This is a genomic window from Sulfitobacter sp. AS92 (genome assembly GCF_038900015.1).
Lineage (GTDB): Bacteria > Pseudomonadota > Alphaproteobacteria > Rhodobacterales > Rhodobacteraceae > Sulfitobacter.
Genome location: NZ_JBBMQL010000006.1, coordinates 97861 through 121193, shown reverse-complemented (window position 1 = coordinate 121193; position 23333 = coordinate 97861). Strand labels below are relative to the sequence as shown.

23 protein-coding genes are annotated in these 23333 nt (G+C 58.9%); 12 read left to right on the top strand and 11 right to left on the bottom strand.

Features of this window, described 5'->3' with window-relative positions; genetic code table 11:
- Nucleotides 1-12 precede the first annotated feature (12 nt).
- Genes WNY61_RS12535 through grxD form a run of 3 tightly spaced genes read left to right on the top strand, consistent with a single transcriptional unit; the run spans nt 13 to nt 960 of the window.
- Nucleotides 13-249 carry a BolA/IbaG family iron-sulfur metabolism protein gene (locus WNY61_RS12535; RefSeq protein ID WP_067629149.1) on the top strand — a complete coding sequence of 79 codons (237 nt, stop codon included), beginning with the start codon at nt 13-15 and terminating at the stop codon, nt 247-249.
- A 2-nt stretch (nt 250-251) separates the two neighbouring features.
- The gene (locus WNY61_RS12530) at nt 252-596 is read left to right on the top strand and encodes a hypothetical protein (protein WP_342851755.1); all 345 of its coding nucleotides are present in this window, start codon (nt 252-254) and stop codon (nt 594-596) included.
- 1 nt (nt 597) lies between these two features.
- The gene (gene grxD / locus WNY61_RS12525; protein WP_007119909.1) at nt 598-960 is read left to right on the top strand and encodes a Grx4 family monothiol glutaredoxin; all 363 of its coding nucleotides are present in this window, start codon (nt 598-600) and stop codon (nt 958-960) included.
- Between the two features lie 175 nt (nt 961-1135).
- On the opposite strand, the gene rpiB is transcribed toward grxD, so the two are convergent.
- The 4 genes from rpiB to WNY61_RS12505 form a co-directional block, all read right to left on the bottom strand.
- Nucleotides 1136-1585 carry a ribose 5-phosphate isomerase B gene (gene rpiB / locus WNY61_RS12520; protein ID WP_342851754.1) on the bottom strand — a complete coding sequence of 150 codons (450 nt, stop codon included), beginning with the start codon at nt 1583-1585 and terminating at the stop codon, nt 1136-1138.
- 102 nt (nt 1586-1687) lie between these two features.
- Nucleotides 1688-2023 carry an MliC family protein gene (locus WNY61_RS12515; RefSeq protein ID WP_342851753.1) on the bottom strand — a complete coding sequence of 112 codons (336 nt, stop codon included), beginning with the start codon at nt 2021-2023 and terminating at the stop codon, nt 1688-1690.
- Nucleotides 2020-2412 (bottom strand): cell division protein ZapA, encoded by a 393-nt coding sequence (locus WNY61_RS12510; RefSeq protein WP_067629152.1) that lies wholly within the window; start codon nt 2410-2412, stop codon nt 2020-2022. The genes WNY61_RS12515 and WNY61_RS12510 overlap by 4 nt, the downstream gene beginning before the upstream one ends.
- Complete coding sequence (locus WNY61_RS12505; RefSeq protein ID WP_342851751.1) at nt 2412-2957, bottom strand: hypothetical protein; 546 nt, start codon at nt 2955-2957, stop codon at nt 2412-2414. The genes WNY61_RS12510 and WNY61_RS12505 overlap by 1 nt, the downstream gene beginning before the upstream one ends.
- A gap of 316 nt (nt 2958-3273) precedes the next feature.
- Between WNY61_RS12505 and tkt the strand changes: the two genes are divergently transcribed.
- Nucleotides 3274-5289 (top strand): transketolase, encoded by a 2016-nt coding sequence (gene tkt / locus WNY61_RS12500; RefSeq protein WP_342851750.1) that lies wholly within the window; start codon nt 3274-3276, stop codon nt 5287-5289.
- Between the two features lie 84 nt (nt 5290-5373).
- Here the strand turns inward: tkt and WNY61_RS12495 are convergent, their stop codons facing one another.
- On the bottom strand, nt 5374-6348 hold the full coding sequence (locus WNY61_RS12495) for a DUF808 domain-containing protein (protein ID WP_342851749.1): 975 nt from the start codon (nt 6346-6348) through the stop codon (nt 5374-5376).
- Between the two features lie 218 nt (nt 6349-6566).
- On the opposite strand from WNY61_RS12495, the gene gap reads away from it, so the two are divergent.
- Together gap and WNY61_RS12485 are read left to right on the top strand one after the other, a co-directional pair.
- Nucleotides 6567-7568 (top strand): type I glyceraldehyde-3-phosphate dehydrogenase, encoded by a 1002-nt coding sequence (gap, locus tag WNY61_RS12490; RefSeq protein WP_342851748.1) that lies wholly within the window; start codon nt 6567-6569, stop codon nt 7566-7568.
- Between the two features lie 58 nt (nt 7569-7626).
- On the top strand, nt 7627-7770 hold the full coding sequence (locus WNY61_RS12485) for a hypothetical protein (RefSeq protein WP_342851746.1): 144 nt from the start codon (nt 7627-7629) through the stop codon (nt 7768-7770).
- A 221-nt stretch (nt 7771-7991) separates the two neighbouring features.
- Here WNY61_RS12485 and coaD read toward each other — a convergent pair whose 3' ends face one another.
- From coaD to WNY61_RS12470, 3 genes are all read right to left on the bottom strand, one after another.
- On the bottom strand, nt 7992-8489 hold the full coding sequence (gene coaD / locus WNY61_RS12480; protein WP_342851745.1) for a pantetheine-phosphate adenylyltransferase: 498 nt from the start codon (nt 8487-8489) through the stop codon (nt 7992-7994).
- A gap of 134 nt (nt 8490-8623) precedes the next feature.
- Complete coding sequence (locus WNY61_RS12475) at nt 8624-9058, bottom strand: CBS domain-containing protein (protein WP_342851744.1); 435 nt, start codon at nt 9056-9058, stop codon at nt 8624-8626.
- Nucleotides 9059-9119: 61 nt separating this feature from the next.
- Complete coding sequence (locus WNY61_RS12470; RefSeq protein WP_342851743.1) at nt 9120-10040, bottom strand: LysR family transcriptional regulator; 921 nt, start codon at nt 10038-10040, stop codon at nt 9120-9122.
- Between the two features lie 111 nt (nt 10041-10151).
- Between WNY61_RS12470 and WNY61_RS12465 the strand changes: the two genes are divergently transcribed.
- The 6 genes from WNY61_RS12465 (at nt 10152) to WNY61_RS12440 (ending at nt 17113) form a co-directional block, all read left to right on the top strand.
- Complete coding sequence (locus WNY61_RS12465; protein WP_342851742.1) at nt 10152-11651, top strand: CoA-acylating methylmalonate-semialdehyde dehydrogenase; 1500 nt, start codon at nt 10152-10154, stop codon at nt 11649-11651.
- 56 nt (nt 11652-11707) lie between these two features.
- Nucleotides 11708-12817 carry a carboxylate-amine ligase gene (locus WNY61_RS12460; protein ID WP_342851741.1) on the top strand — a complete coding sequence of 370 codons (1110 nt, stop codon included), beginning with the start codon at nt 11708-11710 and terminating at the stop codon, nt 12815-12817.
- 81 nt (nt 12818-12898) lie between these two features.
- Nucleotides 12899-14041: an acyl-CoA dehydrogenase family protein gene (locus WNY61_RS12455; protein WP_342851740.1), complete on the top strand. Its 1143-nt coding sequence runs from the start codon at nt 12899-12901 to the stop codon at nt 14039-14041.
- A gap of 8 nt (nt 14042-14049) precedes the next feature.
- Nucleotides 14050-15093 (top strand): enoyl-CoA hydratase/isomerase family protein, encoded by a 1044-nt coding sequence (locus WNY61_RS12450; RefSeq protein ID WP_342851738.1) that lies wholly within the window; start codon nt 14050-14052, stop codon nt 15091-15093.
- Complete coding sequence (mmsB, locus tag WNY61_RS12445; protein WP_007119926.1) at nt 15090-15974, top strand: 3-hydroxyisobutyrate dehydrogenase; 885 nt, start codon at nt 15090-15092, stop codon at nt 15972-15974. The genes WNY61_RS12450 and mmsB overlap by 4 nt, the downstream gene beginning before the upstream one ends.
- Nucleotides 15975-16054: 80 nt before the next feature.
- Nucleotides 16055-17113, top strand: coding sequence for a transketolase (locus WNY61_RS12440; RefSeq protein ID WP_342851737.1), 1059 nt, complete (start codon nt 16055-16057; stop codon nt 17111-17113).
- Between the two features lie 38 nt (nt 17114-17151).
- On the opposite strand, the gene uvrA is transcribed toward WNY61_RS12440, so the two are convergent.
- The 3 genes from uvrA to lpdA all read right to left on the bottom strand — a co-directional run bounded on the left by uvrA (nt 17152) and on the right by lpdA (nt 23276).
- Nucleotides 17152-20037 (bottom strand): excinuclease ABC subunit UvrA, encoded by a 2886-nt coding sequence (gene uvrA, locus WNY61_RS12435; protein ID WP_342851736.1) that lies wholly within the window; start codon nt 20035-20037, stop codon nt 17152-17154.
- Nucleotides 20038-20103: 66 nt separating this feature from the next.
- The gene (locus WNY61_RS12430; protein WP_342851735.1) at nt 20104-21279 is read right to left on the bottom strand and encodes an MFS transporter; all 1176 of its coding nucleotides are present in this window, start codon (nt 21277-21279) and stop codon (nt 20104-20106) included.
- Nucleotides 21280-21881: 602 nt separating this feature from the next.
- Nucleotides 21882-23276, bottom strand: coding sequence for a dihydrolipoyl dehydrogenase (gene lpdA, locus WNY61_RS12425; RefSeq protein WP_342851734.1), 1395 nt, complete (start codon nt 23274-23276; stop codon nt 21882-21884).
- Between the last annotated feature and the right edge of the window lie 57 nt (nt 23277-23333).

Below are 23333 nucleotides of genomic sequence, written 5' to 3'. Positions count from 1 at the left end.
CGGAGCCACCCCATGCCCATGCAAGCCAGCGAAATCGAAGACCTGATCCGCGCTTCCTTTCCGGACGCTAAGATCACCGTCGAAGGCAATGACGGCGTGCATATGGCGGCCATGGTTGTTGACGAAAGCTTCCGTGGAATGAACCGGGTGCAACAACAGCGCGCCGTTTATGCGGCCCTTAAGGGCAAGATGGACGGATCGAACGGCGATTTGCACGCGCTGGCGCTGACCACACGGACGCCGGACTAACGATGTGGGGCTGGGCCGCAGCGGTTGTTGTGGGCGGGATCGCCGCCACCGCCTATGCCCAGCACCGGGCGCGGCGCGGGCGGTATGTGCCGCTCTCGCAACGCCAGCCTCCGCGCCCTGAGACCGGCAAAGTGCCGCTGGGGATGGAGGCACTGGATTTGGACGCCGTGGCCAGCACCGCCCGGCGCAATGAGAGCCTAGAGCGCGGGCAGACGAATTGGACGAAGAAACGGGGCGGGTTCTTTCTCGGCGGGGCCGAGTTGGACGTAAAGCCCTGGGCCAACGATGAAACCTATGCGCGGCGCTATCACGCTGCGTTCAAGAAATCAGATGTGAAGGACAAATGACATGAGCGACGCCGCCAACCAGATCAAAGAACAAATCACGAAGAATGACGTGGTTCTGTTTATGAAAGGCACCAAGGAAATGCCGCAGTGCGGTTTCTCCAGCCGCGTGGCCGGAGTGCTGAACTACATGGGCGTTAACTTTGCCGATGTGAACGTACTGGCCGACGAAGGTCTGCGTCAGGGCATCAAGGAATTCTCTGACTGGCCGACCATTCCCCAGCTTTACGTCAAGGGCGAGTTCGTCGGCGGTTGCGACATCATCACTGAGATGACGCTGTCGGGCGAGTTGGACACGCTCTTTGCTGAAAACGGCGTCACCTTTGATAAGGACGCGGCGGAGAAGATCCGCGAAGCCAACGGCTGAAGCGACGACCTTTGAAACGCAAAAACACCCCGGAGCGGCTTGGCCCTCCGGGGTGTTTTTTTGTCCGGCAACTGCAGGCGCGCCATGCAGCACAGCCAGCTATGACGCCCAAACTCGGTGTCAAAGACCGCCTTGAACGCACCCCAAACGGGCGCGTCCCGGCGATGCCTCTGGCTCAGTCTTCAATCGCCAAGATCATATCCACCCGACGGCCATGACGCCCGCCTTCGAATTCAGTGTCCAGAAACGCATCCACAATCTCAAGCGCAAGCCCGCCCCCGATCACACGCGCGCCCATCGACAGCATGTTCGCGTTATTATGCGCCCGGATCATCTTTGCCGAGAATGTATCGGCACAGACGCCGCAGCGGATGCCCTTGACCTTATTGGCGGCCATCATGATGCCCTGCCCTGTGCCACAAATCAGAATCCCAAGGTCGAATTCCCCTGCCGCGATCCGCCGTGCGGCGGCTTCGCCATGCTTGGGGTAATCGGTGCTCTCTGCCGTCATCGGGCCGATGTCTTCGACCTCAAAGCCGCGGTCGGCCACATGGCGCGCGATGTCTTGGCGCAGGGCAATGTCGGCATGGTCGCTTGAGATGATGATGCGGGGTTTTGCGGTCATGGAAAGGCATCCTGATTGCTAGATCGAAAAGGGCAGCGCCGAAGGGGCGCTTTTCGCGCCCCCCAGAGCATATTGCAGCCCGCGCCGCAATCCCGTGCATGGTCAATCCTGCGGCACGCAGTCCTTGTAGATCGGTGTCACCTCGTTGCTGGCGCCATCCTTCCAGCTCAGATGCGTGCGGCCCTGATGTTCCCACCATTCATAGGATGATCCATCCGACGGCCAGCCGTATCGTGCGCCGGAAGCGGAGGGCATGGTCTGTAAATGGATGAGCCGCCCTTCGACATAGAGCACCGCCACAGCGGGATCGGCATTCGGGACATAGACCACTGACACCGACACCCCACGGTCACAAAGATAGGTGACCGCGAGGGTCTCAGCACCGACAGGCGCGGCCCAGAGCAGCGCGCAAATCGCTGCCCTGATCACCCTGCTCATTTGCCAGATTTCTCTTCGATCTCCGCGGCCAGCGCTTCGGCGCGGGCGGCGATTTCGGCCAGCGTGTCTTTGACGCCCTGCGGCACGACGGGCACTTCGATGCGCTCCGGCTCGATCTTGGTGTTGCGCAGGCTGGTCAACTCGGCCTCACGCTCGGCCAATTCGGCGCGCACTTCGGCGATGCGGTCTTCGACGCTGGCGGTTTTGTCGGCCAAAAGCAGACCGGCCATAAGCAACATCCGCGCCTCGGGCATGCGGCCCACCTGATCGCTTAATACGCGGGCTTCATCATCCAGCATTTTGGCGGCAGCGTGCAGATAGCTCTCTTCACCTTCCTGACAGGCGACCTCGAACTGGCGGCCGCCAATGGTGATCCGTATTTCGGGCATCAGTCGGCCCCTCCTGACTTGGGTTCATCTTCGGCGCGGTCATCCTCGGCACCCTGCTCATCAGCCTGCGCGTCGTATTCGGGCTCGCCCTCTTCAACCAGAGGCGCCAGCGCGGTCAGCACGGCGTCAATCTCGGCCATCTCAATGGCGCGGGTGGCGCGCAGGCTTTCCAGCTCGGCAATCACGGCGGTGTCGATCAACTTGGGGTCAGCGAGCCCTTCGGCATTGGCCATACGTAGCTGCTCACAAGCCGCGGAAAGCTGCTCATTCGCCTGACGCAGACGCTGCACGTCCATATCAAGCTGGGTCATCCGATCGTCGTTGAAATCCATCTGCTCGCGTAGATTAACGAGATCGTTTTGGTGGCTTTCCTTCAAACCCTGCAACTGTTCGGTCAGCTGCGCATTGGCCTGCCGCTCGTCTTCCAGCGCCTGCACGATATCCTCATCCGGCTCAGCCGGGGCTGTGTTAAGCTGGTCCAGCCCTTTCGCCATCCGGTCCATCGCGGCCGTGATGCGGCGTTGATATTCTTCGAGTTCACTCATCCGCATGAAGTCTCCTTGTTCGTCCTGCTCTGAGGGCTGCATTATTTGCCTGCCATGCCCGTTGTTTCCTGCCGTTCTGGGCAGATAGCGCGCGTCTTGCGCAATGTCACGCACCCGAATCGCCGTGATAAGCCGGTTTCCGCGATCCTAGCCAAAGAGCGAACCAATTGCGCCCCCCTTTCGTTTCAGCGGCTTGGACCGCAGAGTTCACCCCAGACCGCGGCCAGCGCACCCTATCCTGCCCGGTTGTGCTTGAACTTTGCCCGATCGCTGGTATGCACAGGCCCAATCTGCCACAGCCGCAAAGGAACGCCCCGTGGATCTGACAGCCCTCGCACGCGCAAACCCCGATCACTGGTCCAAGGCCACCGCCATTCGCGCGCTGACCCTCGATGCCGTCGCCGCCGCCAATTCTGGCCACTCTGGTATGCCGATGGGCATGGCCGATGTGGCCACCGTGCTCTTTGAAAAGCACCTGAAGTTTGACGCGGCGAACCCGCTTTGGCCTGACCGCGACCGGTTCATCCTTTCAGCGGGCCACGGCTCCATGCTGATCTACTCTCTGTTGCACCTGACGGGCTATGAGCAGTTCCCCATCGAAGAGCTGAAGAACTTCCGCCAGATGGGCGCACGCACGGCCGGTCACCCAGAAAACTTCCTTGCTGACGCGATTGAGACGACGACTGGCCCGCTGGGTCAGGGCATCGCCAATTCGGTCGGTTTCGCGATGGCCGAAGAAATGCTGCGCGCGCAATACGGGGCAAAGGTCGTGGATCACCACACCTATGTCATCGCGGGCGACGGTTGCCTGATGGAAGGTGTGAGCCAAGAGGCAATCACGCTGGCGGGCCGTCATAAGCTCAGCAAGCTGATCGTGATGTGGGACAACAACAACATCACCATCGACGGCCCCGTATCCCTGTCGGACAACACTGATCAGGTCGCGCGTTTCAAAGCAGCGAAGTGGCATGTGATCGAGATCGACGGCCACAACCCCGATGAGATCGACGCGGCCCTGACCGAGGCGAAAGCCACTGACCTGCCGACGATGATCGCCTGCAAAACCCACATCGCTCTGGGCCACGCGGCGCAGGACACATCCAAGGGCCACGGCGCTTTGACGGATGCCGACCAAATGGCGGATGCGAAGAAAGCCTATGGCTGGACGACTGGCCCCTTCGAAGTGCCCTCGGATGTGAAATCCGCATGGGAAGAGATCGGCAAACGCGGTGCCGACGCGCGCCGCGAATGGGAAGAGCGTTTCGACCAGATGCCCCGCGCCAAGCGCGAGACGTTTAACCGCGCCTTGGCACTGGAGGCTCCCAAGAAGATGAGCGCCACCATCAAAGCGTTCAAAAAGCAAGTCTCTGAAACCGCGCCCAAGATGGCAACCCGTGCCGCGAGCGAAAAAGCCCTCGAAGTGCTGAACCCGATCCTGCCCGAGACTGTCGGCGGCTCGGCAGACCTGACCGGCTCGAACAATACCAAGACGTCTGATCTGGGTGTCTTCGACGTGGACAACCGCGGTGGTCGCTATGTCTACTGGGGTATCCGTGAGCATGGCATGGCCGCCGCGATGAACGGCATGGCGCTGCACGGCGGCATTCGCCCCTATGGCGGCACCTTCATGTGCTTCACCGACTATGCGCGCCCTTCCATGCGTCTGGCCGCGCTGATGCAGATCCCCACCACCTTTGTTATGACCCACGACAGCATCGGTCTGGGCGAAGACGGCCCGACCCACCAGCCGGTCGAGCATCTGGCCATTTCGCGCAGTACGCCCAACACCTATGTCTTCCGCCCCGCCGACGCGGTGGAAACGGCAGAGGCTTGGGAGATTGCTTTCACCTCGAAAACCACGCCCTCGGTTCTGTCGCTGACCCGTCAGGGGCTGCCGACCGTGCGCCTTGAGCACAAGAACAACAACCTCACCGAAAAAGGTGCTTATGTCTTGGCCGATGCCGAGGGCAAGCGTGAGGTGATCCTGATCGCCACCGGCTCCGAAGTGCATGTGGCACTGGCCGCACGTGACCTGCTGCAGGCCGAAGGCATTGGCACCCGCGTGGTCTCCATGCCTTGTATGGAACTTTTTGCCGCGCAGGATGAGGCCTATCGCAAACGCGTGCTGCCCGGTGGTGCCGTGCGCGTTGGCGTCGAAGCAGGCGTGCGTCAGGGCTGGGACCAGTGGCTTTTCGGCGAGCGCGGCAAATACGGCAAAGCAGATTTCGTCGGCATGGACCGCTTCGGCGCCTCCGCCCCGGCGGAAGAACTGTTCGAGCGTTTTGGCTTCACCGCTGAGAATGTTGCCGAGAAAGCCAAGGCCCTGCTCTGATCTAAGGATCACTTGGCACAGCAAAAAAGGGGCGACGGTTCATCCGTCGCCCCTTTTCTATTGTCCTATCATCAAGGCCGCGTTTTACACGGCTGCCTTATGAAACACCTTACGCCAGATCGGCGTGATGATCTTCTCCCCCACCGGGATCAGCAGCAAACCAAGCGCCAGACCAAAGACACCGTCGATGGCTGCCGTAGTGCTCCACTCAACTGCCCCTTCGATCTGGGCCGGAACCGCATGGCCAACCGTTACGGCGATGTCGTGGATCCAGTTGTAGGGCGTAGCAAAGCCCATCTGCTCAAGCCCGTGAATGATGATAGACCCGCCGACCCAGAGCATCGCAGCGGTGCCGACAATCGTCAGCAGCTTTAAGAAGCCCGGCATCGCGCGCACCAAGCCGCGCCCCAACGTCCGCGTCAGGGCAAAGCGGCCTTTGTTCGCCATCACCAACCCCAGATCATCCATTTTGACAATCAATGCCACCGCGCCATAGACCGCGACCGTGATCATCACCGCCACCGCCGCCAGCGTTGCGGCCTCCATCCAGAAATTGCTTTCCGGAATCGCCGACAATGCGATGGTCATGATCTCTGCCGAAAGGATAAAGTCAGTCTTGATCGCCCCAGCCGCTTTCTGCTCTTCCAGATGGGCGGGGTCTTCGATGACCTTCTCTTTGTCCGGGTAATCTTCATGGCCATGCCCCCAACCAAGCGCATGAGCGACCTTCTCAGCCCCTTCGAAACACAGGTAAGCCCCGCCCAGCATCAACAGCGGTGCAATTGCCCAAGGCGCGAAATTTGCCAAAAGCAGACCGATGGGCAAAAGATACACCAACTTGTTGCGCAACGACCCTTTAGTGATCCGCCAGATCACTGGCAATTCACGCTCGGCCTTGAACCCATGAAGATACTTCGGCGTCACTGCCGCATCATCAATCACCGCGCCCGCCGCCTTCGAGCCCGCCTTGGCCGCCTGCCCGATCACGTCATCCACGCTCGCCGCCGCAACTTTGGCAATGGCCGCCACGTCATCCACAAGTGCCAGTAAACCGCTCATTCCGTGCCCCTTTTTGCGTGTTGCAACCGAAGTAGCATGTGCAGCCCATCTGGCAAGCCCGAAGCTGCCGTGACCTTTACCGCTAACATGCAAGTTTAACGCTAACATCTGGAAATCATTTAGCTTTGCCCCTTTCCCCTGACTGCCTACCCCAGATATAGAGCCCGCAACCCCGACATACGGCCCCCGATCGCGCGGCCCATGACAAGGAATGCACCATGACCATCAAAGTTGGCATCAACGGATTTGGCCGTATCGGCCGCTGCACCCTCAGCCATATCGCGGCCTCGGGGCGTGACGACATCGAAGTGATCAAGGTTAACGCCACTGGCCCGCTCAGCACTGCCGCGCATCTGATCAAATACGATTCCGTCCATGGCCGTTTCCCCGGCGAAGTCTCCGTCGACGGCGGCTATATGAACCTCGGGCAAAACGACATTGAGATGATGTCGAGCTATAACCTCGAAGAGCTTGACTGGTCCGGCTGCGATGTGGTTCTGGAATGCACTGGCAAGTTCAACGACGGCAACAAGGCCAACGTCCACCTCAAGAACGGCGCCAAACGCGTTCTGCTCTCCGCCCCGGGCAAAAACGTTGATAAAACAATCGTCTACGGCGTGAATGATGACCAGCTGACAGCCTCCGACCGGATGATCTCAAACGGGTCTTGCACCACCAACTGCCTCGCGCCGCTGGCCAAAGTCATGCATGACGCCGTGGGCATCGAAAGCGGCCTGATGACGACGATCCACAGCTACACCGGCGACCAGCCGACGCTCGACCGCCGCCACGATGACCTCTACCGCGCCCGCGCCGCTGCGATGGCCCTGATCCCCACCTCGACCGGGGCCGCCAAAGCTCTGGGCGAAGTGCTGCCAGCACTCAAAGGCAAGCTCGACGGCACCGCCATGCGCGTGCCCACGCCTAATGTCAGCGCCGTGGACCTGACCTTCCAAGCCAGCCGCGACGTCACGGTCGAAGAGATCAACGCCGCCGCCCGCGCCGCAGCACAAGGTCCGATGAAACGCGTGTTGGCCTATGACCCCGAGCAAAAGGTCTCTATCGACTTCAACCACACCGAGGAAAGCTGCATCTTCGCCCCCGATCAAACCATCGTCGTCGCAGGCCGGACGGTGCGCGTCTTGGGGTGGTACGACAATGAATGGGCTTTCTCGGTGCGCATGGCCGATGTTGCCGTGGCCATGGGCAAACTGGGCTAAGGCTTGCACGGCGGGGGTGGGCCTGTAATATCAGGCCAACCCCGCCCGGAGCCGCGCCATGACCAATTCCATCGCCATTGTGCTGGCCCTCATCATCGCCGGGGCGATGCTGATCGACGCCTATTCCTACGGCGCCGATCACATGATCTTTCTCGGGAAAAAGCTTTTCGAATTAATCGAATGGATCGCGTTCTGGCGGTAACGTAGGCACGGCCTGCGCATGGTCTGATGTCGGCCCCTACTGCCGAAGCGCTATTTGCTACGACACGTCTTGTGCGCCTCAAACCTTACACCCGCCGCGGCCGACCTCAAGGCGATCCAGCACCATGCCCCCCATGAGGCGCGGCGCTAAACCTCCCATTCATCCTTTTAAAAATACCGTGCAGAACAAAGCCTCAGCCACCCCGCTCGCCAGTCCAGACACTACCCCTGCGCGAACCGTTCGATCAGCACTTCGTTCACTGCTGGGGTGACAAACTTGCTCACATCCCCATCCAGCCGAGCGATTTCTTTTACCAGCTTGCTGGCGATGGCTTGATGTGTGGCTTCGGCCATAAGGAAGACGGTTTCGATCGTATCGTCCAACTGGCGGTTCATCCCAACCATCTGGAACTCATATTCAAAGTCTGACACCGCGCGCAGACCGCGGACAATCGTTTGCGCGCCCACATCACGGGCGCAGTCGATCAGCAAATTTTCGAACGGATGCACGATGATTTCGACACCGGTTTCTTCCGCCAATTGCACACATTCCGCTTCAATCAGTGCAACGCGTTCTTCGAGGCTAAACAATGGCCCTTTATCACGGTTGATCGCCACACCGATCACAAGCCGGTCGACCATGCGCGCAGCACGGCGAATAATGTCGATATGCCCCAGTGTGATCGGGTCGAACGTACCGGGGTAGAGGGCTATGCGCATGTAAATGTCCTGCGTGTCTGCTATGTTGCGGCACAGCCAACCATTTCACCGCAACAAGCGCAAGTCGGTTAGCGGTAGCACTTCCCTGCAGTCACCTGACAAGGCAGTACAATAGGAAAGCAAGCTGAGCCAAATCAATGGCCCATGATCATACCCTCAAGGGCTTGTTTCTCCATCGACAGTTCCATCAACTGTGCCTTCACCACATCGCCTAGAGAGATCAGCCCGACCAGTTCACCGTTCTCCAAAACGGGCATGTGACGAAAACGTCCGTTGGTCATCTTTTGCAAGATCGCGTCAGAGCGATCATCGCGGCTGCAAGTGACCAGTTTGGACGTCATAATGCTCTCAACCGTTTGTTGCAGGCATCCTGCCCCTTGGCGGCCCAGCTCGCGCACGATGTCGCGCTCGGACAATATCCCGTCCGGCGTCTTGCCATCGGCAGAGATCACCAATGTCCCAATGCGCTTTTCGGCAAGCATTGCTGCCGCCTCGGAAATCGCTAGTCCGGGTTTGGTCGTAACCACCTTATCGTCCGGTTTGGTCTTGAGAATTTGCGATACAAGCATCTGGCGTCTCCTTCGGTGCGCGGCAAAGAGAATTCCAGCGTCACCGCGAAATCCTTTTCTGTCAAGCTTTTGGCGCGCTCTTACCCGCCGTCGCCGCCTCTAGCCGCGCGGTTTCTGCGCGCAGTCCGGCAGCCAGAGCCTCGGCGAAAGCCGCCAGCCGGGCGTTGCGCCGATCGTCGGCATGGCGGATGAGGTAAAAGGCGCGTTTGAGGCTCACCACATCGGTCAGGATCCGCCTTACCCCCTGCGTGGCTGCCAGAGAGAAATCATGCGCCACGCCGATGCCACCGCCCTGCTGGATCATCCGCACTTGAACCGAGACGGAATTTGACGCCAGCGCCACCCGGCTGACGCCGAGATCCGCGAGGTAATCCAGCTCGCGGTCAAAAATCATATCTGGGATATAGCCGACCATGCGGTGCCCTTGGAGGTCGGTCACAGCGGTGACCTCAGGGTGCTGGGCAAGGTAGCTTTCGGCGGCAGCAAGGTGCAGATGATAATCCGTTACCTTCTGCACCACGAGCCTTCCCGCTGTCGGTGCGCTCACCCCAATCGCCATATCCGCCTCGCGCCGCGACAGGTTGAACACCCGCGGCAGCGCGATGATCTGCACGTCAAGATCGGGGTTTTCCGCAGCAATCGCGGCACAGACTTGCGGCAGCAGATAGTTCGCCGCCCCATCCGGCGCACCGACACGGATCTGGCCGGTCAATTGGTCACTCTGAACCGGCACCCCAGCAGTTGCTGCGCGCATGGCCTGTTCCGCCCGCTCAGCCCGCTGCATCAGATCGCTACCCGCTTCCGTCAGCGCATAGCCCTGCGGGGATTTGACAAAGAGAACCGTCTGCAATGATTTCTCAAGCCGCGCCATTCGTCGACCCAGCGTTGCGGGGTCGAGCCGCAGCAGCTTGCCTGCCCCTGAAAGGCTCTCTTCCCGCGCCACGGCAAGGAACAGCCGTAGGTCATCCCAATTCTGTTCCATACCTCTTCCCCCGCGTGTCTTGCAAAAATGCAAGACGGTTTTGTCATCCTTCCTCTGTTACATTGCTTTTTGCAAGGCTATCGTGCCGCCAACCATATAAGGAGACCGATCATGCAAGAGATGACCCATTACCTGAACGGCGAACACGTCAAAGGCACCTCCGGGCGCTTTGCCGATGTGATGAACCCCGCCACCGGCGAAGTGCAAGCCAAAGTGCCGCTCGCCAATGGCGAAGAGCTGAACAAAGCCGTGGAATACGCCGCTGCCGCCCAGCCCAAGTGGGCCGCGACCAACCCGCAGCGCCGTGCGCGTGTGCTGATGAAATTCGTCGCTCTGCTGAACCGCGACATGGACAAGCTGGCCGAAGCGCTGAGCCGCGAGCACGGCAAGACCCTGCCCGACGCCGCCGGTGACGTGCAGCGTGGCCTTGAAGTGGTGGAATATTGCATCGGCGCGCCGGAACTGCTGAAAGGTGACTTCACCGACAGCGCGGGCCCGGGCATCGACATGTACTCCATGCGCCAAGCGCTTGGTGTCACCGCGGGCATCACCCCCTTCAACTTCCCCGCCATGATCCCGATGTGGATGTTTGCCCCGGCCATCGCTTGCGGCAACGCCTTTATCCTGAAGCCGTCCGAGCGAGACCCCTCCGTGCCGCTGATGCTGGCCGAATTGCTGGAAGAAGCCGGTCTGCCCAAGGGCATCCTTCAGGTCGTCAACGGCGACAAAGAAGCCGTCGACGCGATCCTGCACCACGATGTGATCCAGTCGGTTGGCTTCGTGGGCTCGACCCCGATTGCCGAATACATCTATGCAACCGGCTGTGCCAACGGCAAGCGCGTGCAGTGTTTCGGTGGCGCCAAGAACCACATGATCATCATGCCCGACGCGGACATGGACCAAGCCGCCGACGCGCTGATCGGTGCGGGCTACGGTGCTGCTGGCGAACGCTGCATGGCGATCTCCGTGGCCGTGCCGGTGGGTGATGACACTGCTGATCGTCTGATCGAAAAGCTGGTGCCGCGCATCGAGAGCCTGAAAGTTGGCCCTTACACCTCGGGCAATGACGTGGATTACGGCCCGGTCGTGACCGCCGCCGCCAAGGCCAATATCGAACGTCTGGTTCAGACCGGCATCGATCAGGGCGCTGAACTGGTCGTCGACGGGCGTGACTTCAAACTGCAAGGTTATGAGGACGGCTACTTCGTCGGTCCGCACCTGTTTGACCGCGCGACCAAGGACATGGACATCTACAAGCAGGAAATCTTTGGCCCCGTGCTGACCTGTGTGCGCGCCCAGACCTACGAAGAGGCCATCGGCCTTGCCATGGACCACGAGTACGGCAACGGCACCGCGATCTACACCCGCGATGGTGATGCGGCGCGTGACTTCGCCAACCGGATTAACGTCGGCATGGTCGGCATCAACGTGCCAATCCCTGTGCCGCTGGCCTACCACACCTTTGGCGGCTGGAAGAAATCCGTCTTTGGCGATCTGAACCAGCACGGCCCGGATGCGTTCAAGTTCTACACCCGCACCAAGACCATCACCGCACGCTGGCCTTCGGGCATCAAAGAGGGTGGCGAATTCTCCATCCCCGTGATGGAGTGATCCATCCTGCCGGCCGCCCTCGGGCGGTCGGCACCACATGCCGGAGGCCAGGGCCCATGCAATCTAAATTCACGATCGGTATCGAAGAAGAATATCTGCTGGTGGATAAGGATTCGCTGGCGCTGGCCGACACGCCCAAGGCGCTGATGGAGGCTTGCCGCGCGGCGCTGCAAGATCAGGTCAGCCCCGAATTTTTACAATGCCAGATCGAGATTGGCACCAAGCCTTGCGAGACCGTCGCTGATGCGCGCGACGATCTGTGCCACTTGCGACGCACCATCGCGGACCTCGCCGGACAGCATAATCTGGCCCCCATCGCCGCCTCCTGCCATCCGTTCTCTGACTGGAAGACGCAGGAAACGACCGACAAACAGCGCTACTCTCAATTAGAAGTCGAATTGGGTGATATCGCGCGGCGGATGCTGATCTGCGGCATGCATGTGCACGTGGGCATTGACGAAGACGACCTGCGCATCGACCTGATGCCGCAACTGTCTTATTTCCTGCCGCATCTGCTGGCGCTATCGGCGTCCTCTCCCTTTTGGCAGGGCGAAAACACCGGACTGGCCTCGTACCGTTTGACGGTGATGGACAACATGCCGCGCACGGGTCTGCCGCCGCAGCTGGCCAGTTGGGCGGAATACACGCGAACCACCGATACACTGGTCGAATTGGATATTATTGAGGACGCTTCAAAAATCTGGTGGGATCTGCGCCCCTCTTCGCATTATCCGACGTTGGAAAGCCGGATCTGCGATGTGCAGCCGCGCCTGTCGCATGCGATCGGGCTGGCCGGGCTCACACAGGCGCTCTGCCGCTTTCTACTGCGCCTGCGCGACAGCAACATGCGCTGGCGCGCATATGACCGCTTTCTGATTTCGGAAAACCGCTGGCGGGCGCAGCGATATGGCACGGCCGAGGCGCTGATCGACTTCGGTGACCTTAAACTGAAACCCTTCGAGACGCTTTTTGAAGAGATCATCGGCCTCATCGCCGAAGACGCCGAGGCGCTTGGGTGTCTCAACGAGATCTGCGCCCTGCGCGATTTGGTCAAAGACGGCACTTCGGCAGAGCGTCAGCGCCAAGTGTGGGCAAAGGCCCCCGAAGGCAAGGGCGGCGAAGCTGTCGTCCGCCATCTCATCGAGGAATACCACGCCGATCTGTGACGCTTGTTGCGGCACCCTTCGGCTGATAGAATTAAACAAGTGTTCAGTTCCAAGAACACAAGACATCAGGGAGGAGCCGCGATGGATTTCGCGTTGAACGAGGAACAGACCGCCATTTTCGACATGGCCCATGCCTTTGGGCAGGACAATATCGCCCCCCACGCCCACCAATGGGAGAAGGACGGCACCATCCCCAAAGCGCTGTGGCCGCAGATCGGTGAGTTGGGGTTCGGCGGGCTCTATGTCTCGGAAGAAACCGGTGGCTCTGGCCTGACCCGGCTGGATGCGACGCTGGTTTTTGAAGCGCTTTCAATGGCCTGCCCCTCGGTTGCGGCCTTTTTGTCGATCCACAACATGTGCGCCAAAATGCTCGACACCTTCGCGAGTGACGAGATGAAGGCGCGCGTCATGCCGGGCGTGCTGAGCATGAACACCGTGCTGTCCTACTGCCTGACCGAACCCGGCTCCGGCTCTGACGCCGCGGCGCTCAAAACACGCTGTGAGCGGACCAATGAAGGCTATACGCTCAACGGCACCAAGGCGTTTATCTCGGGCGGCGGATACTCGGACGCCTATGTCACGATGGTGCGCACCTCGGATGACGGGGCCAAGGGGGTGTCGACCGTCTATGTCGAAGACGGCACACCGGGCCTGTCGTTTGGCGGGCTTGAAGACAAGATGGGCTGGCGCAGCCAACCGACGGCGCTGGTGCAGTTTGACGATTGCAAGATCGGGGCCGAGAACCTTGTCGGCGAAGAGGGCAAAGGCTTCAAGTATGCCATGGCCGGACTTGATGGTGGGCGGCTGAATATCTCGGCCTGTTCGCTCGGGGCTGCGCAAACTGCGCTGAGCAAGACGCTGGACTATATGGGCGACCGCAAGGCCTTTGGCCAGAGCATCGACCAGTTCCAAGGTCTGCAATTCCGACTTGCGGATATGGAGATTGAACTTCAGGCCGCGCGGACCTTCCTGCGTCAAGCCGCTTGGAAGCTCGACACCGGTGCGCCGGACGCGACCAAGTTCTGCGCCATGGCCAAGAAATTCGTGACCGAGACCGGAAGCAAGGTCGCCGACCAATGCCTGCAACTTCACGGCGGCTATGGCTATCTGGCTGACTACGGGATCGAAAAGCTGGTCCGCGATCTGCGGGTGCATCAGATCCTTGAAGGCACCAATGAAATCATGCGCGTCATCGTTGCCCGCGACATGCTGAAAAACCGCTGAGGCTTGGCATGAGTGATATCAACATTCGCAAAAAGGGCTGCGCCGGGCGCATCACCCTGACCCGCCCGAAAGCGCTGAACGCGTTGAGCTATGACATGTGCCTTGCCATCGAGGCCGCCATAGATGACTGGCGCGATGACCCCGAAGTGGCGGTGGTCATACTGGACGCGGAGGGCGAAAAAGCCTTCTGTGCGGGCGGCGACGTAGCGCAGCTTTACCAGACCGGCAAAGAGGGCGATTTCGACTTTGCCCGCCGCTTCTGGGCCGATGAATACCGGTTGAACAACAAGCTGCACAGCTATGCAAAACCGGTGATCTCTTTCATGCAAGGGTTCACCATGGGCGGCGGCGTTGGCATTGGATGTCACGGCTCGCACCGCGTGATTGGCGAGAGCAGCAAGATCGCCATGCCAGAATGTGGCATCGGTCTGGTGCCGGATGTGGGCGGTACTCTCCTGTTGGCGCTGGCCCCGGGACGGATCGGCGAATATCTTGGGCTGACCGGCGCGCGCATGGGCCCCGGCGATGTGGTCTACGCCGGCTTTGCCGATTACTTTATCCCTGAAACGCAGTGGCCAGACCTGATTGCGCAACTGGAGGAGAACGGTGATCCTTTCATCCTCGACCGCGCGGCCACCGCCCCGCCGCAGTCCAAACTGGCCGAGGGCGAAAGCGATGTGAACCAACTGTTTGCGGGTGACACGCTTGAGGAAATAGAAGCCACGCACGCAATGTCCGACAGCGCGTTTGCAGCCGAAACTCTCAAGATTTTGCGCCGCAACTCTCCGCTGTCGATGGCCTGCACGCTCGAAATGCTGCGCCGCCTGCGCGGCCCCGGCATCGGCATGGTCCCTGCGCTGGAACAAGAATACCGTTTCACCGCGCGGTCACTGGACAAAGGCGATTTCATCGAAGGCGTGCGCGCCGCGATCATCGACAAAGACCGCAGCCCTAGCTGGCAGCATGCCAGCATGGCCGTGCCGCAGGCCGATGTAGACGCTATGCTCGCCCCTTTGGGCGATAACGAATTGAAGTTGGAGGAAAATTCATGAGTAATCTTACAATCGGTTTCATCGGTTTGGGCAATATGGGCGGCCCGATGGCGGCCAATCTTGCCGCTGCGGGTCATACCGTGCGCGGCAATGACGTGGCTGGCACCACCGCCAAGGGCGTGAGCGAGGCCGCGACCATCGCCGACGCCGTTAAAGACGCGGATGTGGTCATCACCATGTTGCCCAACGGCGCGATCCTGCGCCAAGTCGCTGAAGAGGCAATCGCCCATATGGCTCCCGGCGCGCTGCTGGTCGATTGCTCAACCGTGGACGTGGAAAGCGCGCGCTTTGCCGCAGAGGCGGCTCAAAAAGCCGGGCTGCTTTTCGTAGATGCGCCAGTTTCGGGCGGCATCGGCGGCGCGCAGGGTGGCACCTTGACCTTTATGGCAGGCGGGGCGGAAGCGGCCTTTGAAAAGGCCAAGCCGCTGTTTGATATCATGGGCCAAAAGGCTGTGCACTGTGGTGACGCGGGCGCCGGTCAGGCCGCCAAAATCTGCAATAACATGATCCTTGGCGCGACTATGATCGCCACCTGCGAAGCCTTCGCGCTGGCCGATAAACTTGGCCTCGACCGGGAGCGGATGTTCGACGTGGTCAGTACCTCATCTGGTTACTCGTGGTCTATGAATGCCTACTGCCCCGCGCCGGGCGTTGGCCCCACGTCGCCCGCAGACAATGACTACAAACCGGGATTTGCGGCGGAATTGATGCTGAAAGACTTGGGCCTGTCACAACAAGCCGCCGAAATGGCCAATGCGGACACCCCAATGGGTGCATTGGCCAACGCCCTCTACACCCGCTTTGTCGAAGAAGAAGGCGGCAGGGGGAAAGACTTTTCGGCCATGTTGCCTCGTTTCGAAAAGCGCGGCTGGCAAGGTTAAGCCGAAGGACACCCTCGCGGGAACGAGCACACCCCCGCAGGCGTTAGCATCAGAACGACCCCTTATGAGGAGATCACCTGATGCGACGCCTGCTTATTACCACCATCTTAACAACTGCTTGCGCGGCTGGCCCACTGGCCGCTGCCGGTCCGGCCTTTGCCCCGACACAGCCGACACTTGCATTTGATAGCAGCGGCCCCGAAACCCTTTGGCTTGCAAAAGACGATAAGGACAAAGGCAAGAAAGAGAAAAAGGCTAAGAAAAAGCAGGATAAGGACGAGAAGAAGGTAAAGAAAGATAAGGAAAAGAAGGCTAAGAAAGCCGATAAAGATAGAAAAAAAGACAAGAAGGACGACAAGGTCGAGATCAAGATCAACGGTGAAAAGGTCAAGATCAAGGGCGACCAGATCAAACTCCCCAAGGGCGTGGACCGAGCGGAGTTCGATCAGCGCGTGACGCGTTTTACACAGGACCGGGAAACCATAGTTACTCGGCTACTCAGCACGCCGGCCCCTGAAGGGCGTGACATGGCCGTTATCCTCGGAGCTGCAGCCGCGCTGGCATTGGCCGCACCTGATTTGAACGCCGCCACCCTACCTGAAGACGAATTAATCACTTATCGCAACTGCCCGCCCGGCTTGGCCAAAAAAGACCCGCCTTGCGTCCCACCGGGACTGGCGAAAGACGGGGTGACTTATGAGGAATGGGCCAGCTATTCCGACGATGAACTCACCACGCTGCTAGAAGAGCGCCGCCGACCATATCTTGAGGCTGAACCCCTCACTGAGCGCGAATTGTTGCTGCTGGAATCCGGCCAGATCGCCCAACTTTACAATCTTGACGCAGCTCCCCAGGGGCACCGCTACGCGCTGATTGATGGGCAGCCGGTCCTGCTGAGCACTGAGGATCACACCGCCCTGCTCCGTATCAACGAACTGGCTCGCGTGCCGGCCGTCGGTTCAGGTATAAACGTGGCCCCCACTGCGGCACTGACGCAGGCCGATCTCATGCGCCTCTATCGCCTACCAGACGCGGAAGACGGCTATAACTACGCTGTGCTCAATGGTCAGGTGATCTCGCTGCAAGACAGCGCTTATGAAACGCTGCAATTGATCCGGGTCGCCCGCGCCGTTCTGTAAGCGCGTGGCGCAACCAATCAAATAGGAAGTGGCGGCGGTTATTCCGCCGCCACTTTCGTTTGCTTATAAAGCATCGGTTTAAGGTACTTCCCGGTATGGCTCTCAGCGACTTCGGCGACCTTTTCCGGCGTCCCAGTGGCCACGACCCGACCACCGCCATCACCGCCTTCAGGACCAATATCGATAATATAGTCAGCGGTTTTCACCACATCGAGATTGTGTTCAATCACGACAACAGAGTTGCCCTGATCTACCAATTCATGAAGCACTTCCAACAGCTTACGAACGTCTTCAAAGTGCAGCCCGGTCGTGGGTTCATCAAGAATATACAACGTGCGACCCGTTGAACGTTTGCTTAACTCCTTGCTCAACTTCACCCGCTGCGCCTCGCCTCCCGAAAGGGTCGTCGCCTGTTGACCAACTTTGATATACCCCAGGCCAACCCGCATGAGCGCGTCCATCTTCTCGCGGATCGAAGGCACGGCGGCGAAAAATGTTTGGGCATCTTCCACTGTCATATCAAGGACATCGGCGATGCTCTTGCCTTTAAACCGCACCTCTAACGTCTCCCGGTTATAGCGCGCACCCTTGCAGGTTTCGCACTCAACATAGACATCCGGCAAAAAGTGCATCTCGATCTTAATTACACCATCGCCTTGGCAGGCCTCACAGCGCCCACCTTTTACGTTAAAGCTGAAGCGCCCCGGTTTATATCCGCGTGCTTTAGATTCAGGCAGCCCTGCAAACCAGTCTCGAATCGGTGTGAAGGCCCCTGTGTAAGTGGCTGGATTTGAACGCGGAGTTCGCCCAATAGGACGTTGGTCAATGTCGATAACCTTATCAAGGTGTTCTAACCCCTTGATGGTCTGACAAGGTGCCGGAGTTTGCCGTGCACCGTTCAAATTCATCGAAGCGGTTTTGAACAATGTCTCAATCGTCAGTGTCGATTTACCGCCGCCGGACACCCCAGTGACGCAGACAAACTTTGCCAGAGGAAAGTCCACAGTGACGTTTTGTAAGTTGTTCCCAGTCGCCTTCACGACCTGAAGCTTTTTCTTATTCCCCTTCCGACGTTTGCTTGGCACAGCGATTTCACGTACGCCGGTAAGGTACTGACCAGTAACAGAGTTTGGATCGTTTGCGACCTGTTCAGGGGTGCCATGGCTGACCACCTGCCCCCCATGGACCCCAGCACCTGGGCCAATGTCAAAAACGTAGTCTGCCTCACGGATTGCTTCTTCGTCATGTTCGACAACAATGACTGTATTGCCCTGATCACGCAGATTTTTCAGCGTGCCAAGCAAGCGATCATTGTCGCGCTGATGTAGACCGATAGAAGGTTCATCAAGCACGTAAAGCACACCCGTCAGCCCAGAGCCAATCTGGCTCGCCAAACGGATCCGCTGGCTTTCGCCTCCACTTAATGTTCCACTTGCACGTGACATCGTAAGATACTCAAGACCCACGTTATTTAGGAAACCCAGACGCTCGCGGATCTCCTTCAAAATGGCCCGAGCGATCTCGTTTTTCTGCGGGGTAAGATGCTCTGACACTGACGTGCACCATGCATAGGCCTCGCGGATCGACATTTCCACAACCTTACCGATGTGGAGGAGTTCATCTTCGTTGCCGGTTTCGGGACCAATCCGAACTGCAAGTGCTTCTGGACGCAGACGAAATCCGCCGCAGGTTCCGCAGGGACGATTGTTTTGGTAGCGCTCAAATTCCTCGCGCACCCAGTTGCTGTCCGTCTCGCGGTAGCGGCGCTGCATGTTGGGGATGACCCCCTCAAACACGCGTTTCACCTCGTAAACGCGTCCGCCTTCGTCATAGCGAAAGGTAATCTCTTCTTTCCCCGAACCGCGAAGAAAGACCTCTTGAACCTGCTCCGGCAAGTCCTTCCAGCGGGTTTTCTGGTCAAATTTATAATGTTTCGCAATGGCTTCGATGGTTTGCTTAAAGTAAGGTGATTTCCCCTTACGCCAGGGCGCCAACGCACCATCGTAAATCTTCAGGTTCTGATCTGGCACGACCAGCCGTTCATCAAAAAACAACTCGACACCCAAGCCATCGCAAGACGGGCATGCCCCAAAAGGTGCGTTAAACGAAAACAAACGCGGCTCAATCTCAGGGATTGTAAAGCCGCTGACAGGACAGGCGAATTTCTCGGAGAAGGTATGCCGTTCGGGTTCGCCGTCAGCAGGTGCAGTTTCTAAAATGGCTATGCCGTCGGCCAGATCAAGCGCGGTGCGCAGCGAGTCTGCCAAACGTGTTTCTAGCCCTTCGCGCACCACGATCCGGTCAACAACAACATCAATGTCATGGCGGAACTTCTTATCCAATGTGGGCGGCTCATCAAGATCATGGAACTCTCCGTTCACCTTGACACGTTGGAAGCCTTGCTTGCGTAACTCGATGAACTCCTTGCGATATTCACCCTTACGGTCGCGGATAATCGGCGCCAGAAGATAAGCGCGCGTGCCCTCATCCATGGTCATGATCCGGTCAACCATATCCTGCACCTGCTGCGCCTCAATCGGCTTGCCGGTGGCGGGGCTATAGGGGGTGCCGACGCGCGCAAAAAGCAAGCGCATATAGTCGTAGATTTCGGTCACCGTGCCGACAGTCGACCGCGGATTCTTTGAGGTCGTCTTTTGCTCGATGGAAATCGCCGGACTGAGGCCAGAAATATGGTCCACATCGGGTTTCTGCATCATATCAAGAAACTGTCGGGCGTATGCAGACAGGGATTCTACATATCGCCGCTGGCCCTCGGCATAGATCGTGTCAAAGGCAAGGCTCGACTTACCCGACCCTGAAAGACCAGTAATAACAACCAGTTGATCCCGCGGGATATCCACGTCGATGTTCTTTAGATTGTGCTCGCGCGCGCCGCGCACTTCGATGTTCTTTAGTTCAGCCATGACATGCCCCTCTTAACGATTTGTACATAGGTGCTGATGCAGTGTTTTCCAACGGGAAAGTGAGAACTAAACAGGAACGGCTATCTTGCGACGCCGCGCCGCACCGAGGAGGAGATGCGCCACAAGCCCCATAACGAATGCCCCACCTGCCAACAGCGGCAGCGCGGCCCCCCCGAATGTTACAAGGCCAAAGGCCATGACCGGCGTGCCCAGGCTGTTGCCTAGGTTGCCCATCTGCGCCACGGCGCCATTCGCTTGTGCCTGGGCAGCGGGGCCATGGTTTAGCTGTGCCACGGCAGTGAAGCTTGCCCCTTGGATCAACCCCATCGCCGCTGCGAGGGCCAAACAAGGGAGGGGCAAACCGGGGGTCAACCAAAGCCAAACCATCGAGAGCGCTGATAGGGCAAAGCCAGCCTGCACGACCCGAACAGCCGGTAAATGCCGCAGAAGAGCAACGCCGATTGTCATTGAGACCGCGATGCTGGTGAGGGGCATTGCGGCCATGGTAATCACGCGCCAGCCTTCGGGAAGGTAGGGCGGCAATACTGTCAGAATCGAGACGAAGCTAAATGTATAGAATAGCCACCCCGCGGCAGGTGCTGAGAGGAAAGGTGACCGGTATATCGCCAAATGGTCGCGCCAAATCTGGGACAGAGAGAATGGCGGTTGCGCGCCCTCCTCTGGCAGGCTTCGAAGGGTCGCAGAAAGCACCAGCGCGCAGCCCGCCATATACAGTGCGTGGGCCGCAAAAAGTGCAGGCACGCCCCACGCAAGGGCGAGTGGTCGACCGGCGAGAGTCAAGATCGCAAAGGCGACACCAAAAAAAGTACCCCAGAGGGTCAAGGTGAACCCTCGGTCTTTGATGGTGCTGAGTTGTGCGATGAGCGTCGGCGCGGCGACAACGATGGCCAAATGAGAGAGCCCTTCGACCACCCGACTGGCCAGCATCCAACTGAACCCCGGCAGAAGCGCTTGAAAGGCCGAAACCGCCGCCCCGAGCCATAGGGCAGAAAGCAGCGCACGACGGTATCGGATACGGGCGACCATCAGACCTGCCACAACACCAAACAGGATACCAACGCCGCCGACCAGCGATACCAGAAAGCCAAGCGCAGCTCCGGCTTGGGGATAGAGGTCTGGGAGCAGGTCGAAAATGACGCTCATCTTGGCATATTGCGCCGCAGCGCCCAGACCGGCAGCCCAAAGCGCGAAGACGCGGAGGAAGGAGGTATGTTCAACCATTGGTTCTCAAATCTTTGGGGTTCAGCGCGTATGGAATCGCTGCCCGTTTATCAAATTGTCGGCTTCTTACTTCGCATTGGCGTCCCCGTGCTCCGATGGTCATGCTTAGAAAGAGATGACGTCGAACAAAAATTTTATGGGCAGTTTCGTTATTTTTTAAGGGGACCGTCCTGAAATTCAAATGGAGGTTCCGGAGAGAAAGAAATGGAGACGATACGATGACCCGAAAATCTCGCCGAAAGGAAGTGTTACCTATTGGTAGCGCCAGACCGAATGCAGAGAAACCGCTTTCCCTAAGATATATGGGCTAAATAAAGACAGAGTTGGACAAAGCCGCGGTGCCGAGTTTGGCAAACGACAGTCCCCTCGTGTTATAGGTGGCCAAGCAGAGCATCGATTCTCAACTCAGGCCACTTGCCAGGTTTTTTTCTGGAAAGGCCTCGGCTACTAGACGTGCTTAGTTCCTTTGCCCAGTCCTTCGCCGGGGGCCGGCGGTCCACCTGGTTTTGATCGGAATTAACCACCAGATCGGTCCGGCAGGTTCGCGATCAACCGGGTGCCGTTTGAGCAGGGCACGCGTCGCGCACCCTGCCCTGTTGGCGTCACATATGGATAACGCGATCGAAGGCGTCGAGCACGGATTCATGCATCATTTCGCTGAGCGTGGGGTGCGGGAAGACAGTGTTCATCAGGTCTTCTTCCGTGGTCTCAAGCTGGCGGCCCACGACGTAGCCTTGGATCAGTTCGGTCACCTCGGCCCCAACCATATGCGCGCCCAAAAGCTCACCGGTTTTGGCGTCGAAGATGGTTTTCACCAACCCTTCCGGCTCGCCTAGGGCCACGGCCTTGCCGTTGCCGATGAAGGGGAAACGCCCGACTTTAATGTCATAGCCTTGCTCTTTGGCTTTGGCTTCGGTCAGGCCGACGGAAGCGACCTGCGGGTGGCAATAGGTGCACCCGGCGATGCTTTCGGGTTTGACCGGATGGGGGTTCTGGCCCGCGATAAGTTCGGCCACCATAACGCCTTCATGGCTTGCCTTATGGGCCAACCAAGGCGCACCTGCGATGTCACCGATGGCATAGAGACCGTCGACCCCGGTGCGGCAGTACGCATCTGTCACCACATGGGTGCGGTCAACCTTAACGCCCAAATCTTCGAGCCCCAGCCCTTCGGTATTGCCGACGATGCCGACGGCAGAGATCACGGTGTCAAAATCAAGCTTTTCGACTTTGCCATCGCGTTCGATATGGGCAGTCACCTTGTCAGCCGCGCGGTCAAGCTTCTTGACCGTAGCCTTTTGCATGATGGTCATGCCCTGTTTCTCAAACGCCTTTTTGGCGAATTTAGAGATTTCTTCATCTTCTACCGGCAATACTCGGTCCATCACTTCGACTACGGTCGTGTCCGCGCCAAGCGTGTTGTAGAAACTGGCGAATTCAATGCCGATGGCGCCTGAACCGATGACCAGCAGCTTCTTGGGGTCATGTACGGGCTGTAGGGCGTGGCGGTAGGTCCAGACGCGTTTTCCATCCGCCTCAAGCCCCGGCAGTTCGCGGGCACGGGCGCCGGTGGCCAGCACGATATTCTTGGCTGTCAGCTCTTCGCTGCCCTTGTCGGTTTTGACAGAGACCTTCCCCTTCGCAGGGATCGAGGCTTCGCCCATGAAGACCTCGACTTTGTTCTTCTTCAGCAGGTGTTTGACCCCGCCTTCCATCTGCTTTGCAACACCACGCGAGCGTTTGACCACCGCTTCAAGATCATAGTCGATCTTATCCGCCGTCAGACCAAAATCCTTGGCGCGGTGCATTAGGTGGAACACTTCGGCAGACCGCAGCAGCGCCTTGGTGGGAATGCAGCCCCAGTTAAGGCAAATGCCGCCAAGGTTTTCCCGCTCTACAATCGCGACCTTAAGGCCAAGCTGTGCGCCGCGGATGGCGGCGACATAGCCGCCCGGCCCCGCACCGATCACGATCAGATCAAAGGATTTGGCAGCCATGGCACGGACCTCGCGTTAGGGTTTGCAAATATAGTTTACCGCTAAACCATATTTGCA